At 45.8% G+C, this 16361-nt stretch carries 11 protein-coding genes; 1 reads left to right on the plus strand and 10 read right to left on the minus strand.

The window, feature by feature from the left end:
- Nucleotides 1-44 precede the first annotated feature (44 nt).
- Entirely contained in the window at nucleotides 45-314 is a 270-nt protein-coding gene (locus BOC67_RS23855) for a hypothetical protein (protein WP_291914510.1), read from the minus strand.
- A gap of 698 nt (nucleotides 315-1012) precedes the next feature.
- On the opposite strand from BOC67_RS23855, the gene BOC67_RS23860 reads away from it, so the two are divergent.
- On the plus strand, nucleotides 1013-1342 hold the full coding sequence (locus BOC67_RS23860) for a helix-turn-helix transcriptional regulator (protein WP_120514131.1): 330 nt from the start codon (nucleotides 1013-1015) through the stop codon (nucleotides 1340-1342).
- Nucleotides 1343-1349: 7 nt separating this feature from the next.
- On the opposite strand, the gene BOC67_RS23865 is transcribed toward BOC67_RS23860, so the two are convergent.
- From BOC67_RS23865 to aroB, 9 genes are all read right to left on the minus strand, one after another.
- Complete coding sequence (locus BOC67_RS23865; protein WP_098192105.1) at nucleotides 1350-1709, minus strand: hypothetical protein; 360 nt, start codon at nucleotides 1707-1709, stop codon at nucleotides 1350-1352.
- An 18-nt stretch (nucleotides 1710-1727) separates the two neighbouring features.
- Entirely contained in the window at nucleotides 1728-2219 is a 492-nt protein-coding gene (locus tag BOC67_RS23870) for a hypothetical protein (RefSeq protein WP_291914519.1), read from the minus strand.
- 92 nt (nucleotides 2220-2311) lie between these two features.
- Nucleotides 2312-6208, minus strand: coding sequence for a DUF6443 domain-containing protein (locus tag BOC67_RS23875; RefSeq protein ID WP_367115587.1), 3897 nt, complete (start codon nucleotides 6206-6208; stop codon nucleotides 2312-2314).
- A 58-nt stretch (nucleotides 6209-6266) separates the two neighbouring features.
- The gene (locus tag BOC67_RS23880) at nucleotides 6267-6602 is read right to left on the minus strand and encodes a hypothetical protein (RefSeq protein WP_291914523.1); all 336 of its coding nucleotides are present in this window, start codon (nucleotides 6600-6602) and stop codon (nucleotides 6267-6269) included.
- A gap of 14 nt (nucleotides 6603-6616) precedes the next feature.
- Nucleotides 6617-10561: a DUF5977 domain-containing protein gene (locus BOC67_RS23885; RefSeq protein WP_291914525.1), complete on the minus strand. Its 3945-nt coding sequence runs from the start codon at nucleotides 10559-10561 to the stop codon at nucleotides 6617-6619.
- A 220-nt stretch (nucleotides 10562-10781) separates the two neighbouring features.
- Nucleotides 10782-12209 carry a Gfo/Idh/MocA family oxidoreductase gene (locus BOC67_RS23890; RefSeq protein WP_291914527.1) on the minus strand — a complete coding sequence of 476 codons (1428 nt, stop codon included), beginning with the start codon at nucleotides 12207-12209 and terminating at the stop codon, nucleotides 10782-10784.
- A gap of 777 nt (nucleotides 12210-12986) precedes the next feature.
- Nucleotides 12987-13988 (minus strand): chorismate synthase, encoded by a 1002-nt coding sequence (locus tag BOC67_RS23895; protein WP_291914530.1) that lies wholly within the window; start codon nucleotides 13986-13988, stop codon nucleotides 12987-12989.
- 36 nt (nucleotides 13989-14024) lie between these two features.
- A complete protein-coding gene (gene aroA, locus BOC67_RS23900) occupies nucleotides 14025-15293 on the minus strand; it encodes a 3-phosphoshikimate 1-carboxyvinyltransferase (protein WP_291914532.1) in 1269 nt (422 codons plus the stop codon).
- Between the two features lie 37 nt (nucleotides 15294-15330).
- Nucleotides 15331-16356, minus strand: coding sequence for a 3-dehydroquinate synthase (gene aroB / locus BOC67_RS23905; protein WP_291914534.1), 1026 nt, complete (start codon nucleotides 16354-16356; stop codon nucleotides 15331-15333).
- Nucleotides 16357-16361 lie beyond the last annotated feature (5 nt).

Consider the following 16361-nt stretch of genomic DNA (forward strand, 5'->3'; position numbering starts at 1 on the left):
GGTATCTATCTCCTTGCAAATACGCCGAGCGTTTTTATCAAGGTCTATTGCATGAGAAGCTCTAATCCTGACTGGCTTAGTTTTAGGGGAAGCTTACATCCTTCTCCCCAACCGATAATTTTGCCCATTTGTCCTGAAGTAAGTCTTAAGGCTGGCGTTATTCCACTGGCCGCCATACCTTCAAGCCCCATAGTTGATACAGTAATCACTACTGGAGCAAAGTAATTATTAATAAACTTAAATGAACGGTCTTGACTTCTTATCGCATCCTGGAAAGCTCTGTAGCTACCTTTATAATAGTCTCGACCTGCCATTGCATACATTTCAGCAGGAAAACCATTTTTTAGTCCAGGACTAACCGTTACTTCAGATAAAGTAATTGGACCTTGTGTAATCGTACCATCACTATTATAATGATTAATCAGGCCTGAAGATTCATCAACCGCATACCCTTCCTGCCCTAAATAAGTTCCAGTAATCCCACTATTATATTGCTTCTTTCCCGGAGGAAGATAAACAACACATTCTTTATACGCTTGATGCCCTCATCAAAAACGTTAAACTTAAACAAATGTAAAAAGCCGCAAGCTGACGCCTGCGGCCCTTTTAATTAATCATATCCTTATTGTGGATAGTGTTCTTTGTACCACTTATGCCACTTCTCCCAATCACTTTTACTGAAACTCAATTTTCCTAGCAAAGTTCCATCCGATTTCGACTCTATCTTAGTATGTTCTTCCATGAATGCAATTTGCTGAGTACAACAATAGTAAACTGTATCCTTTACATTAGCATTAACGACTGAGTCTAATATTTTAAAATGGTAATTAAAAAGAGAATCTTGTCCATTGGTGGCAGGAGGGGTGATCGGCTTTTGTGCAAAGCTACAGCCCACCCAAATTAGCGCAAAAATAAATGATATAATAGTTCTTAACATTATTGATCAACTTTAGTGATATTACTGTTTTGTAAATGTATGGTATGGTCGGTTTGGCCGTTTTAATCAGTACGTATGAGTTTTGGTAAACGTTTGTTAGAAGCCCGCAAAAAGAAAGGTATCAGCCAGGAAGAGATGGCATCTCACCTCGGTACCAAAGGGCCTGCTATCGGAAGATATGAGCGGGATGAGATGAAGCCGTCCATTGATGCAGCTACAAAAATGGCGAAGGTGTTGGGCGTATCGCTCGACTGGCTCGTGGGCATCACGGATATGGAGTTAGATGCCGCTACCCTTGGCAGGATACAGGATATCAATAAACTGTCCCTAAAAGACAAAGAACTCGTGTTCGAGTTCCTTGATTCCTTTATCGCCAACAGGAAAATTAAAAATGTACTCCAATAGCAAAGAGTTAAATTATTATTCTATCTTCTCCTATATTCAATGTATATGATTCATACCCCTCTTCACCTAGTAACTTTAGCACAAAGCCATTTTCAAAACTAATAATAAGGTCACTTCGTGTCTCATTTGTGTTTAGTTCTTCTATTCTTTGTTCAAGCAATTTTAATAACCCAAAATCTTTATTAACAGGATAGGTCTCATATATGCAGAGGTTTCCATGTTCATCTGACAATGTAAATCGCCCTTCCATTTTTATAGATCCTTTTCTTTCAAGAAAAAGAACAATGTTATTTATGCTAAAACATATCTGCTGTATATAATCTCCTTTAAGCTGGGAAAAATCAAACTCTTTAGGTATAAAGTACATAACACTGTTTTAAAAAAATTACCAATAACCTTCTGGTAGCGGAACGTGAGTATCGGGATTAGGCCCGGGTTTCATTGTAGCAGGATTGACTTTCTGGAAGCCTCCTTGAGGCATTGCCTTTTCCAGCACCCAATAACCATTAGGATATTGTTGAGTAGGTGGCATCACCCTTAGATTATATCCCGGAGGAACTTGTGCAGGAGGTGACTGCGGTGGGTTAGTAGGCAGCTTAAACTTAGGTGATGGCTTAGGTGCACCCCTTCCTCCTAAATTCGCAGCAGGACTAGCATTCCCTCCATTAGACGGCGAGACAACCCGCTCACCAAACTGCGTTATAGTCGGCTGCTCGATTTCAACTACCGGTGTTTTCCCTCCGCTAGTTTTACTAAATACCTTTGAAAGCCACGGTGCCAGCTTGGCACCAGCATAGCCTAATCCGCCACCAATGCCGGCCGATATACCCAACTGTCCCCAACTAAACTTGTCCTGCGTACCGTCCAGTATATTCAATCCTTGATCCACTGCGTTTCCCGCCGCACCAGACAAGGCTCCTGCTGCAACCAGCGCTACCGTACCAGTTCCTGCAGTGGCAACTGTAAGGTCTACATAAGGTCTACAACTGCGCCTGCAATCGCACCGGATAACGCTCCTTTTCCAACGCCCTTCAGGATATTCTCACCCCTGATCGCCGCCCGAACACCACCGACAATTGCTCCAACACCTGCTCCAATAAGCGTTCCCAGAAAACGACCATCCTCATCGTAATAGTAAACAGGATTATTAGTCGCAAAGTTGTAAGGTGAATACTGGATATACTCTTCACTTAGCGGATCAATCACATGCCATCTACCTATCTGCTGGTCATACATCCTGGCGCCGTAATCGTACCACTCCAGACCACTGCCTCCATTCCCTGCGAACTCCCTGTTCTGCAACTCCTTACCATTGAACTGAACGCGGTTTTGCGGGTTATAAATAGCTTTCTCACTCAACCCCGCCATAGTCAACCCGAATGGATAATAATGCGTCTCCTCCAACACCGGTCCACCGTTATGCGTCACCACCAGGTTGTCGAAGTAAACATCCTGACTGGTTTCATTACTGGTGTAAATATACAGAAATCCGCTTTTAGTCATCACTACCTCGTCCGTTGCCAGCGTTTGCAGCTCGTCAGGGGTGGCTGCCACCTGTTTAAGACCGCTGCTTTGATCCACCAGCTTAAACTGATCATCAAACAATACGTAGTTCAGGTAAGCCCGGGGCTTGTCCACCCCCTGATCAGGGTTCTTTTCAGCCAGCCTCCGCAGGTCGTTGCCGGTCAGGTTGCTTACCGGGCCACGATTGGATGCCACGCTGCCGTGACCTCCACTGCCCGCACTTTCTCCAAATGCATTCAGCAAGGAGCTAAGTATCTCTTCTCTGGAAGCATTCTTCTTTTGCCCTGCGGCTGATTTGTAGAAGGCCTTGGTGCCCATTTTGACGGTATCCCCCGCCATGACGCGCAATACCAGGGAGGCGCCCACCTTCTTGTCAGATCCACCGTTTAGTTTGGATGCAAATTTATTGGAAGCCGTGGTTCCATCGGCCGGATAACCTACCGGCAAATCAGCCCGGGTGGTGGAGATATTACTGAATAATGCTTCCTCTGTAGATGCCTTTGCGGGTTCCATGGTAGCCGCATAAATGGTCTGGTCATTGCGCTCTGTCAATACCGTACGTACGTTGCCCAGATGGTCCTTCAGGAAGTAGTCATAAATATACAGCGGTGCACTGCCTTCCTTGTTCACCACCCGCAGCCTGCCTTCCTCATGACCGATTAATTCCATCACGTTGTCCTTGAAAACGGCGCCGGACAGGTAATCTGTTACCGTTCTCTTGACCGGTGAAACAGTTCTATCTACAACGGTCTTTCTTAATTTAGTACCGGCGGCATCGTACAGGTAGCTTATACTGCCTTTTGCCCCAACGGTGATTTCCTGTGGCAGATTCAGTAAATTATAGCCAATGCTGGTAATGCCTTTATTTTCATCACGGGTAAGGTTGCCGTTGGCATCATAGTCATAGTCTATTCCATCGGAAGGAGAGTTTTTGAAGTCTCCCAATGCCACCGGCGTTCCTCCGTTGTCATTTACGGACTGTAACTTGTTACTGTTATTGTTATAGCGATACTGTAAATCATCTATCACCGCCGGTGCTCCGCCTGCCATCCCCTCCTGCTTCATGCTCATTATGTTTCCATTGGCATCATAACTAAGGCCGGATACAGTAAAATTCACCAGGTTGTGCGTCCAGCTGTCTGAAGGGCCATTGTTTTGCTGGTTGAAGTCCGCTCCCAGCAGCCTGTTGGCATTATCATAGTTATATCCATAAGCCCTTGCTACCGGATCGTTATATCCACGCCATTGCTGACCGGCAATATCTCCGCCAAAATACTTTTTGTCAAAGCCATTATCATAGGAGAGCGTCTGTCCGAAGTATATGCGGTCTCCTCCGCCATTGGTCACATAGGCCTTATTCATGCCCGTAAGCCAACCGCGGATATTATAATCATAGGTAATGGAGGTAAGCGCTATTCCATCACTGCCTACGCCAAGATCCTTTTTCTGCAGCTGACCATTCGCATCATATGTATTGGATAAAATTACACGTTCCAGGCTGGGATCATTATTATAGCGCTTGGTAACCGTAAGTAATCTACCGCCGGCATCGTAGGTATTACGGGTAATCACATCCATGCTCGACTGTTTGGCACTGGACGGATTGGTCAGCTGTTCATGGGTGAGTAATACTTTACCGGTGAAGTCATACATGGTATGTACTGTGTGCCGGCCATTATTATAATTATCTGCCGCAACTTCTATTGTACGCCCCTTATCGTCATAATAGGTACTGGTAGTCAGCCAGGTATTTGTGCCCAAAACGCGGGTACGGATACCTGTTACCAATCCCTGGGTACTGGTAGTCCGAACCGGATCTACCGGCCCTACAGCATTAACGTCTTTATAAGGATTAAAATCAAATCCAACCGGTGCAATCACACCAGGATAATTATAGTTATCATAGAAAGTAAAAGTTAGCGGTGTTAGTTCTGCCTCATTCAAACCAGGTAACGGGTTAGTTACCGACAAGGATACCTGTCCGGCATTCAGATTGGGATTGATCGAATATTCTTTTTCCCCGGTATTACTGTCGTAGCCATCCACCAGTTCAATGCTTACTCTTGCTTCATAAAGCGACTTTTGCTGGTCTGCCGCCATTACCAGGTTGTCAATACCGGCAAAAGTGAACTGCTGCTGGCCTGTTGTATTATTGACCGCATTCATGACTGCCTGCAGGGAAGACCGGTCTGTACCGACTGCGGGATGATAAACCGCTGTTTCCACTGGTCTGTTAAGCCCATCATAGAAAGTTACCATCCAATCACCTTTCGCTCGCATGTTTCCATCGCGGGTAAACACCAACCTGTCACGGCTATCATACACCATCTCCACCAATCCCGCTCCCGGGATTTTCTTTTCAATCATACGGCCACGGCCGTCATAGTTATATTGAAAGCAGAGTTCCTCTTTTACCGGATCCAGGTTCCACTGCCCTGCCATCTTTTCCACAGCCAGTGGGGGGATGACCGTCCTGAGCTGCCCTAAATCATCATAAACATAATAAGTGCTTAACCAGCCATCGTAGGCATTGGCATGAGCGGATGTCTTTTCCACCTTCTTCAAAATCTGGTGATCACTTTTATCCTTAAAGGTGATCACTTTCGCGCCATCCTCGTTGATGACTACCTCCTTATACAAAGTACCAGGTGCATAGAAACCTGATGCAACTGTATTGCCATTATTATCAACCGTCCAGATAACCACCTGGTCGGCTGCGTCATTTACCAGGTATTGCTGCTCCACCGGATGATTGCCACCCGTCTTAGCCCAGCTGTTCCCTGCTGCATAGCTTTTTAATTGCCGGCTAAGCGGTGAGGCTTCATATTCCACCTCGCTATAGTAAATTGTTTGCTGTTGTGCTGACGGATAGCCCTGGTAGAACTGTTGCTGCTCTATAAATGGATTCAACTTCAGGTTACCATCACCTGTTGAGGAGGCATAAGGCAAATATTTAAGAGTTTCTCTTCCAAATTGATCGTACACTACTGGTGTCACCAGGTCGCCCCCTTGGGGGCTAATTCCTTTTATTACTGTCTGAAGAGGGCGGCCAAGACCGTCCACATAAGCAGTTTGTTCTTTAACCTGGCTAACAGGTTTAGTACGGCTACTCACATCAGCAGCATTGGTTATTGGTATTGCCGGCTCCCAGGTTCTTACGTAGTTTATGGAAGGATTCGTATAGCCATTCGGTACAGGGGCTGGCGTTGCCGCTACCGGCGCTACCGGTGAGGGCTTATTTTCCTGGGCAAAAATGACGCCTGGGACAAAACTGCAAATAAGGAGAATAAGGATTTTTTTCACGGTACAGGTACTTAATCGTAATATCATTCTTTCCAGCATGACTTTTACATATAAAAGTGATCTATTAAATAAATTTTGACCCAGCGAGAGATGCTGCTTAATTTAAACCTCCATTCAAAAAGTACCCTTTCTTTGCTTTATAAATTCGAAATTGCTCAACAGTAAGGACATTACTAAAGAGAGAGTCCCTTGTATTCTCCACTGTTTGAATTTTCATCCGTAATTTTATCTCATCTTTATTATCCAATCTCGCCTGTTGTTTCTTTCTGGTAATTTCCATATTAATTTTCATTATATTATTTAACTGCATTTCATCAATATGCAAGCTATCCTGCATTCGTTTACAGATACCTGCATCATGTGCAGTTTGAGCTACCACAGCATCAGATGATAACAGTGCTAATGCAAAAGCAATAAAGAAAACAGCTTTCATTATTAAATCGACTTCTAATGAATTAAACATTCATATGGCGAACTTTCTATAAAATCAGCCGACCATACATTATCACTCCATTCATAATGGAACGTGCAATCATACATTCCTGTAGAAGGGTTAAATACAGAGTTGGTGCAAATTTTTATTCCAGTTTCACAATTATTCGCAACACAACGCTGACCTGGTCCAGAGCAAGAATTTGTCGAACAACCGGTGGCGCTACATTGGCCATTTGCATTCGCATAATTCTGCCCGTTTGCGTTTAGTTCCATCCATGCTTTTTCATTAGCATCTGACTGAGAAATGGTAGAACTATATTTCCCCGCAGCAACGGTATAAGTAACTGTACTGCCTGCAAAACCACCTGCGCAATCATTTTTTGTAAATGACTGACTAATTGCATCACTTCGATAAATTTGTCCAGGCGCCGAGGGCGTATTATATGAATATTCAAACTTCTTCAGAATATTTTTGTGGATATCCCTGATTTGCATCAAGCGCAGGAAATCATCATACTCATATTTAGCAATAAGGCCTTTCGAATCACTTGTACTTGTAACACCCACAAGTGGTTTAGCAGTAAAAGTAGTCATAATTGCATCTGTGGGAAATACTCTTACTTCATCGATCTTTATAGCAGAAATGACTTTCGGCCCAAAATAGGGCTCCTGGTGGAGCTCCCACTTATTACCATTTGATGTCCAATAAGAAAGGGTGAAAGTACGCCCGGAATTCGTTGGGATGGTAAAGGGAATAGTAAAATTGCCAGCAAAGACTTTATCACCTGTTACAGCTTCCGGATCAGCAATGCCTGTGGCATCTTCAAAACTAGTATAATAAACCTCTTCAAGACGCGCATTTTCCACAACTGCGGTAGGCTGGTGCAGTTGTTTGCTATCCCAGATAAGGCTGTTTAGAGGTTTGTTTTTAAATTTGACTTCTGTCACATTTCCCTGATAGTTGTATTTTTCGAAAGTGATATCCTCAGTAAGGCCGGGAACGCGATATAATATGGCGGGATTAAACGCACCAACTGAGGATTCAGGTGTAAGTCCCAATGGCGCGGATAAGATGCTTGAAGGTCTTACAATATTATCGAATGCAGCAAAACTAGTTACAAAGGCATTCGTGAGGAACCAGTTTCCATTTTTGAATAGCCAATCTTCCTTTGATACCATCTTATGCCCGTTATACAAGAGTGTATTTGGAGGAAATACACTCTGATCATAATTATTTACATAATAATATCTTGACTCGTAAGTTTCACCTCTACTATTAAATGTTCGTTGTTTCGCTAGTTGATAATTATCCAGATAGTAGGTATATTCCACCACCTGCTCAATAGTGCCACTTGCTGTAAACTCTTTCGTAGTTCTTTTAGTTAACTCAGACCGGCCAAAAATCCAGTAAAATCTTCTGGCCCCAAATACTGTATTTTGTCGTGTATCCTTATTGTCCGTCTGAACGGTATAAGTTAATAGATTTCTGCTATTATTATCACTGGGTCTTTCTTCATGATACTGATATTCATTATTAATTGTCTTTATTAATCTTCCTACACCATCAAACACTGAATCGGCTAAAGGCAGCCCCTGTTTCCACTCCAACGGTTGTTGTTGAACGTATGGATAATCATTAATTGCATTAGGCTCCCTTGCAAAGCTGGAAAATTCATGAACTGTATATCCAAGAGGGGTAGCAGCTTGGCTTTTAGTCACCGTAACACGTTTATAAATTACCGGACTCCCCTGATAGTAACTTAGCGACTGCGTTGGAGAAGAAATAAAGTTTACAAAATATAGAATACGAAGCTTGGGTAAAGTATTCATATCTCCTTCAGACCATTCCAAATGTGTATCATATGAGTACGAGTAATTTGGCATATTTTGTATATTCCCTGATGTAGGCCCATCAACGGCCGCATAGCTGTAACGAGTAACAATTGGTTCAGTTTTTACACCATCATAATCCTCAGTTTTAACAACTCTTAAACCACCCACGCTCCGCGGTACAGGATGAATCTTATAAGTATAAATTAACTTAATTTCATAATTCGGATTAAGATTAGTGAAATAATCTCCAGTAAAGGAAACCTCATAGCTCTTATTTAAAGGTAACAGGAGATTTTCAAATACCCCTCCCTTTAAGCTCTCGGTGGGGCATATTATCGTTTTTGAGTAAGAAAGGTCTGTACTTCTAATGGTAACTTCAATATTTCCCCCTGTAGGAACCTGATTCTCTGTTTCATCAGTATCCAATTCAAATGGACTATCACTTTGAATCGTTAAAGGTACTGTATCTGCCGACGCTCTGTCAGGTAATGCCAGACTTTTGAATAGCCCAGCTTCCTGTTTTACAAAATTGACGTTCTGAGTTGTTTGATTGTAAAAGTATTCCTCATTATACACATTATTACCTTCATAATACAACTTAGTGTATCCACCTGTCGGATATTTTATCTTTTCCAAAATACCTGCAATTGCAAAATTTGGGTCAGCATCCCGAATAGCCCCGCCAACATGCCCACCTGCAATCCCAATATTGGGAATGTAAAATTCAGGAATTAAAGTAAGCGCTGTCTTTCCATTGTAATAACCCCAGTGATCTTGGGCTGTAGATCTACGACTAGGCAACATTTTATTATTATATTCAAACTCATAAGGAGGCAACAGACCACCATTTTTATCAATTTGTTGTACGCGAAGTAATTTTAGTCGCTTACTGTAATCATTCGGTAAATCTGTTGGAATAAAAGATACACAATCACTATTTATACAGGGTGAGTCGAAGTAATCATATGTAAGATTAAAATGTTTCTGTTGATCCTGATTTTTGATTATAATATCCGTAAGTGCTTTATCTCTTGTGTAGTCTAATCTGGCTAAATTATAAGCGAAATTTATTTTTGTATCATCCGGGAAATGCACTTCAGTTAATCGAATAGGTTCGTAAACAATAATCGGTGTGCTATGTATTATTCCACTATACGCTCCCCCCGAAGAACCATTGAAGTTATTTAGCTGATATCTACGCGACTCTGAAAACATTCCTTCGTATTCTAAAGGCCCTTGAAATTTTTCATATTTAAAAATAATGGTATCCTTTCTATCCGCAGAAATAATATAGTTCAGATACCAATTGGAAGTAAAATGTCTGGCTTCGGCGCCGTTCACTCCAATTGGCTCAAACATGCTGCCTAAATCTTGATATTCTTTTACAGCAAATACATAATTTGTACCTGTATTATTATCCACCACACGAAAAGTGTCTATTTCTCCTCCATGGAAATCATCAATATTTCCAACGAAACTTACTGCTAAGTTCTGCTGACTGATTAAATGAGCTTTTCTATCTTTTGTAAATATAAATTTGGCAGAGATACCAGGTGCGCTGATATTAAATATATCAGCCTGGCTATCCATATTCCTTTTCTCTATTTCATCCAGCAGTAAATAAGCCTGATGGTAGTTTCCCCATGTGATAGCCTGATTAATGGTTGGTTCATAAGCCGAATCTCCCCATACATAACTAAACAATTCGGGAACATGTGTTTCCAAATCTGGCAAAGCTTCTGTTATCAGATATCCTCCCGGCCGCTCATCAGGGGTACCATTCATGGCCCTGGATATAACACCACCTGCATCCAGCGCCCATCCAAGTCCCACATTAGATGCCATATCCTCTACCTTATATCCGCCAGCATGATAACGTAATTGGATATCTACATTCAGATTTTTTGAATCGTCTTTATAATTGAAGATGGGAACTGTAATTGATGGGATTCCAGTTGCCAAACCAACAGGAATGTCACCAAACTTACCAAGAGCGGCGGCGTTAGGCGTCGTAGGTATCGGCAGCTTCCATAATTCCTTTTTGTAAGATGGTTCATTTGTCTGGGCTTCAGTAATAACATAAGTTAACAACAATCCTAAGACCAGCGTGATTCTTTTCAACATAACAAATAGGTATAGATATTTTTTGGCAGCTTGACTAAATTAGGTCAGATGCTAAGTATCATTTTGGTTCTACAGCTTTACAATATATAGCTTCTTAAACGGCAGTATCCTCGAAAAAATGCCTATTTAAAAATAGGCAACTTACTGTTAAAATTCAAAATAAATAAACACTCGACAAATTTCAATTCCTATAAAAAAAGGGGCCTAAGCCCCTTTCCCTTTATACCTTATAATACTGCTCCCAGCCCTTTCTAGGCGGAGGCCCTACTAATAATTCATTCGCACGTTTACTACTCGTAATCACTTTCTTCTCCCTGTCAAACTGAATCTTCTCACCGGTCCACTGCGCAATTACGCCTAAGCAGAATACCTGGCTAAGCGGCCCTGCAATGGCGAATGGCGAACGGGTTTGCTCCTCGCCTTTACAAGCCTTCAGGAAGTTTTCAAAGTGGTTGGAAGGACTCTTCGGCACCTCTGGTAATTTACCTGCCATTTCTTTCGCTTTTTCTTCCGGAATGATAGACAGGGTGCTACCGTGTGAACCGCCTTTGAAAGTCAGGTCTTTACTGTAAATGATTTTACCAGGGTTCAATTTAGCTGGCTTTATCGGACCATTGCTTGGCGGCGGGATATTTGGATCGAGCCCCTGTACACCATAGCCTTCAGGGATCGGTGGCAGGTTATCCACACCATCGTACCAGGTGATATCCAGTGCCGGCATGTTTCCTCTCTTAGGGAATTTGAAAGCCAGCGTGGTGCTCATCGGGTAGAAGAAATTATTATGACCGGTGAGTTTAATCGGATCTACCTCGTACGGCAAGCCCAGGTTCAGGAACTGATGCGCTGTATCGATGATGTGCGCGCCCCAGTCGCCCAGTGCGCCCATGCCGAAATCGAACCAGCAGCGCCATTGCCCGTTTACAAAGTCTTTATTATAGGAATGGCCTTGCGTGGTCATCTGCCATACGTTCCAGTCCAGTGTTGCTGGTACCGGTTCTGCCGGCGGGAACGACTTAATATTTGGATCCCAGCCATGCCAGCGGCGTGGGGAGTTCATGTGTGCGGTGATAGCAGTTACATCTTTAATAATACCGGCTTCTGTCCAGGCTTTGAACTGGAAATAGTTGGCCTCGGAGTGGCCCTGGTTACCCATCTGGGTTACCACTTTAGGGTTCTTGCGGGCGGCCTTCATCATCAGCTCCACTTCATTGAAGGTGCGGGCCATCGGTTTTTCCACATACACGTGTTTACCCAGGCCTATGGCCATCATGGTAATCGGGAAATGGGAGAAGTCAGGTACGCCGACAGATACGGCATCGATCTGGTTGCCCATCTTATCGAACATCTGGCGGAAGTCCTGGAAGCGTGGTACGTTAGGGAACATCTTCATGACTTCGAGGGTATGGGGCGCGCCCATATCCACATCGCAAAGTGCTACAACGTTTGCCAGTCCGGTTTTATAGAGCGCCTGGGCGATCTCTCCTCCCCTGTTGCCAATACCAATGAAAGCGATATTTACTTTTTCGTTGGGCCCGATCTTACGGGTGTAAGGCTTCGCAGCGGCCATCAGCAGGCTGGGAGTGGCGGTTGCCAGGGTAGCCAGCGCTGCCTGTTTCAGGAAGCTCCTTCTTGAATCGTTATGGTTCATAGCGTGGTTTATTGATTGCTTCCCCCAAAATATAAAAAAGGCTTTGCAATCGAAAGCATAAACGAAAAAAAGGTAAAAACTTTACATGGGCGGTTAAGGAAGTATCAGCGAACCGGGGGTTTTGGGGATGAATGAGGCTCGGAGGGTGCAGTAGGAGCACGGAGAAGTGCGGTACAGCGGCATGGAGAAATGCATTGGGGAGACCTTGGGAGTGTAGTGAGGAGGCGCGGAGGTGCGCAGTGAGGAGGATCGGAGATTTGCCGTGAGGAGGGACGGAAGTGTAAGGTGAGGAAGAATGGAGGTGTGCGGTGAGGAGGATCGGAGACGTGCAGTGAGGAGGAACGCAGATGTGCAGTCAGGAAACCAGGGTGTGCAGTCAGGAAACCAGGGAAGTGCGAAGAACGCAGGTATGCCGTCAGGAAGAACGCAGGCGCGCGGTATAGAAAAACGGAAGTGTGCAGGAGGTCAGGGAAGTAAGGAAGATCGCACGTATGCCGTCAGGAAGAACGCAGGCGCGCGGTATAGAAAAACGGAAGTGTGCAGTGAGGAGGCCAGGGAAGTAAGGAAGAACACAGGTATGCCGTCAGTAAGAACACAGGCGCGCGGTGTAGAAAAACCACTGTGTGCAGTTAAAAGACCAGCTAACTCCCGTCCAAAACCACAGCCACGTCCCCCCCTGACGCCCGGCCCCCCCACAACCACAAAAAACCCACACAAAAAAAGCCGACCCTCCCGGCCGGCTCTCTCTGCTAATAACTTCTCTAATCCCCACAGCAATCACCCCTGCTTAAACACCCGCGGCCTCCGCTGCTCCAGCAGCATGAAATCCGCCAGCACCATCGCAGTCACCGCTTCCAGCACCACCGGCACACGCAACGCTATACACAAATCATGACGCCCCTTCACACTAAACGTTTCCACTTCCCCGCTCTTAATATTCAACGTCTGCTGCTCCTTAGGCGTGCTGGACGTCGGCTTCACGGCTATACGAAAAACCAGCGGGTTGCCGTTGGTAATCCCGCCAACCACACCGCCGGCATGATTGGTAGCCGTTTTACCGGTTTTATCCACAATAGGATCGTTGTGTTCCAGGCCTTTCATCTTCGCGGCGGCAAAGCCGGCGCCGAATTCAATGCCCTTGATGGCAGGAATGGCAAATACGGCATGGGCCAGGTTCGACTCCAAAGAATCAAAGAAAGGCTCGCCCAATCCAATCGGTAAACCTTCTACCCTGCACTCTACAATACCGCCTACGGAATCCTTCGCCGCAATAGCCGCTTCCAGGCCCGCTTCCGGATCAGGATTACCACCCACTTCCGTAATATAGGCACTCACTTTTACGCTGTCGCCGAGTATCTTTTTGGCAATCACGCCAGCCGCCACCAGGTTCAGCGTAAGGCGACCGCTAAAATGCCCGCCGCCACGGTAATCCTCGAAACCGCCGAACTTCTCGGTGGCTACAAAGTCGGCATGGCCGGGCCGCGGAAACTCCCGCAGCTTCTCATAATCTGTACTGCGGGTGTTGTTGTTTTCAAACATAATCGTCACCGGAGCGCCGGTCGTATGATCGTTGAAAACGCCTGATTTCAGGAACGGAAGATCCTCTTCCTTACGGGGAGTAGTGCCTCTTGAGCCGCCTTTGCGCCTTTCCAGGTCTGCCAGGAAATCTTCCTGCTTCAGGGAAATACCGGCAGGCACCCCGTCGATATTCACACCAACGCTGGCCCCATGGGATTCTCCGAATACATTAACCCTGAATAATCTGCCAAAACTGTTCACACACTAATTTTTAAAGATGAATATTGTTGATGATCCTTAAGCATTCACTGCTACGGCTACCTTACCGCCTATGGTCTGCAGGTGGTCGTAGAACTCAGGGTATGACTTATTGATCGCTTCTGCATTTTCAATTACTACCGGCGCATCTGCCGTCAACGCGGCTACCGCACAGGCCATGGCAATACGGTGGTCATTATGCGAGCTCACCGTAGCGCCTTTGATACCGGTACCGCCATGCACCAGCATCTCATCGCCGTTGAGGTCAATCTGAATGCCCATTTTACCAAACTCCTGCTGCAGCGTAATGCCACGGTCGCTCTCCTTGTGCGCCAAACGGCTCACACCAAGTATTTTCGTAGTGCCCTTACAGTTAGCAGCCAGCGCTACCAGCGGCGGAAACAGGTCCGGACAATCAGTAGCGTCAAACTCGAAAGCCTTCAACCCGTCCTTTTCAATATTGATGGTAAACATGCCTGGCAACAGGTAAGCGCCCGCGCTGCGCAACGCATCCAAAATAGCCTTGTCGGACTGCGCAGAAGCCGTGTTAAGGTGATGCACCTCCGCTTTACCCGCCACCGCAGCGGCTACCAGCAAAAAGGCAGCGCCGCTCCAGTCGCCTTCCACGGTATAATCCTTTGCCTGGTACTGTTGCTTTTTACCGAAATGGAAGGTCTCAAAATTTTCCTGCTGAACGTTCACTCCAAAGTGAGCCATCAGCTGCAAGGTTAACGCAATGTAAGGTTTGCTCTTCAGGTCCTGCACCGTGATGGTTACATTTTCCGCATTGGCGCCATACGCCATCAGCAAACCTGTTAAAAACTGGGAACTCAGGCTGCCATCGATGGTAATATCCTTCGGTTGCAGCGGCCCCTGTATGTGTAAAGGCAGCTTGCCCTCGCGGGAGGTGATCTTCACGCCCAGCTGAGGCAGCACCTCTTCAAAAAAGTTCATCGGGCGGGTCGTCAAACTACCATGCCCGTTAATCGTGATCGGCTGAGATGCCAGCGCCGCAATCGGCGTGAACATGCGGATGCCCAAACCGGACTCCCCGCAGTTGATCTCATCAAAACGCGGCTGTATGCCATTGCTGCTGATCTCAATCAGGTCAGCCTTACGGATTACCGTGGCGCCGAGCTTTTCGGCCACATCCAGCGCTGCCAGGCAATCGTTGCTCAGGCCGGGATTGCGGATAATGCTTTTTCCATTTGCCAGCAGCGCAGCTGCTACCGCGCGCTGCATGGCGCTTTTTGATGGATTGGCCGTAACCGTTCCGGAAATGCTGGCGGGTGATACAGTAACTTGCATATAATTCGTATAGCCGTTTTAGTTAGTTAGAAAAATTTTACAACTGCTCCATCATAGTCCTCAACTCCGTGATAGGAACCGCCTTCGTCGTCGCCTTCCCTATCGTCTCCAGCAGCACAAAGTGAATATCGTTCTTCTCCCGCTTCTTGTCCAGCTTAAAGATGTCATACACGGCATCCTTATCTGAAGTAAAAGCAACCGGCAGCTGGTAATCCATAATCAGTTTAATCAGCCGGAGGGTTTGCTCTTTGGGGAAGCCCATCAATTGCTCGGAGAAACGCGCCGCAGCCACCATACCGATCGCCACCGCCTTTCCGTGCGCAATATGCTCCAGCTTTTCCACCGCATGCCCCAGGGTATGCCCGAAGTTCAGCCAGCGGCGGGGGCCCGTTTCAAATTCATCTTCCAGCACCACTTTGGTTTTCGCGTCCACTGACTTTTCCACCAGGTACTGCAGTACTTCCACATCGCGGGCCAAAGCTTTCTCCTTGTGCTGTTCCAAATAATCAAACAACGCCGCATCCATGATGCAGGCATATTTAATGATCTCCGCAAAACCGTTATGCCATTCCTCATCCGGCATGGTTAACGGTAACGTATAATCGAAGAGGATAAATTCAGGCTGCGTGATCGTACCCAGGAGGTTTTTCTGCTTACCGTGGCTCACCCCGTTCTTACCGCCAATGCTGGCATCTACCTGCGCCAGTAAGGTAGTAGGAACAAAGCCGAAAGGAATCCCGCGCATGTAAATGCTGGCGGCAAACCCCGCCACGTCGGTCATCATCCCGCCGCCAATGCCTACCAGCGTAGTCTTGCGGTCGGCCTCAAAACCGATGAGCCCATCGATGATCTGCTCCACCGTCTGCATGTTTTTCACCTCCTCGCCGGCGGCTACAACAATCTTTTTCCAGTCGTGCAACTTGTGCCCGTGGCGCCGCTCTACATTTTCGTCGATCACGAGTACGGAACGGTTTTTATCCACGTGGTTGCCCAGTTGCAGCAGGCTCTCGCCAAGGAAATAGCGGGAGGTCTGCTGCTTGAATTGGTGCGTTTGTATTTTCATACCTG

The sequence above is a fragment of the Chitinophaga sp. CB10 genome (assembly GCA_001870995.2).
GTDB lineage: Bacteria > Bacteroidota > Bacteroidia > Chitinophagales > Chitinophagaceae > Chitinophaga.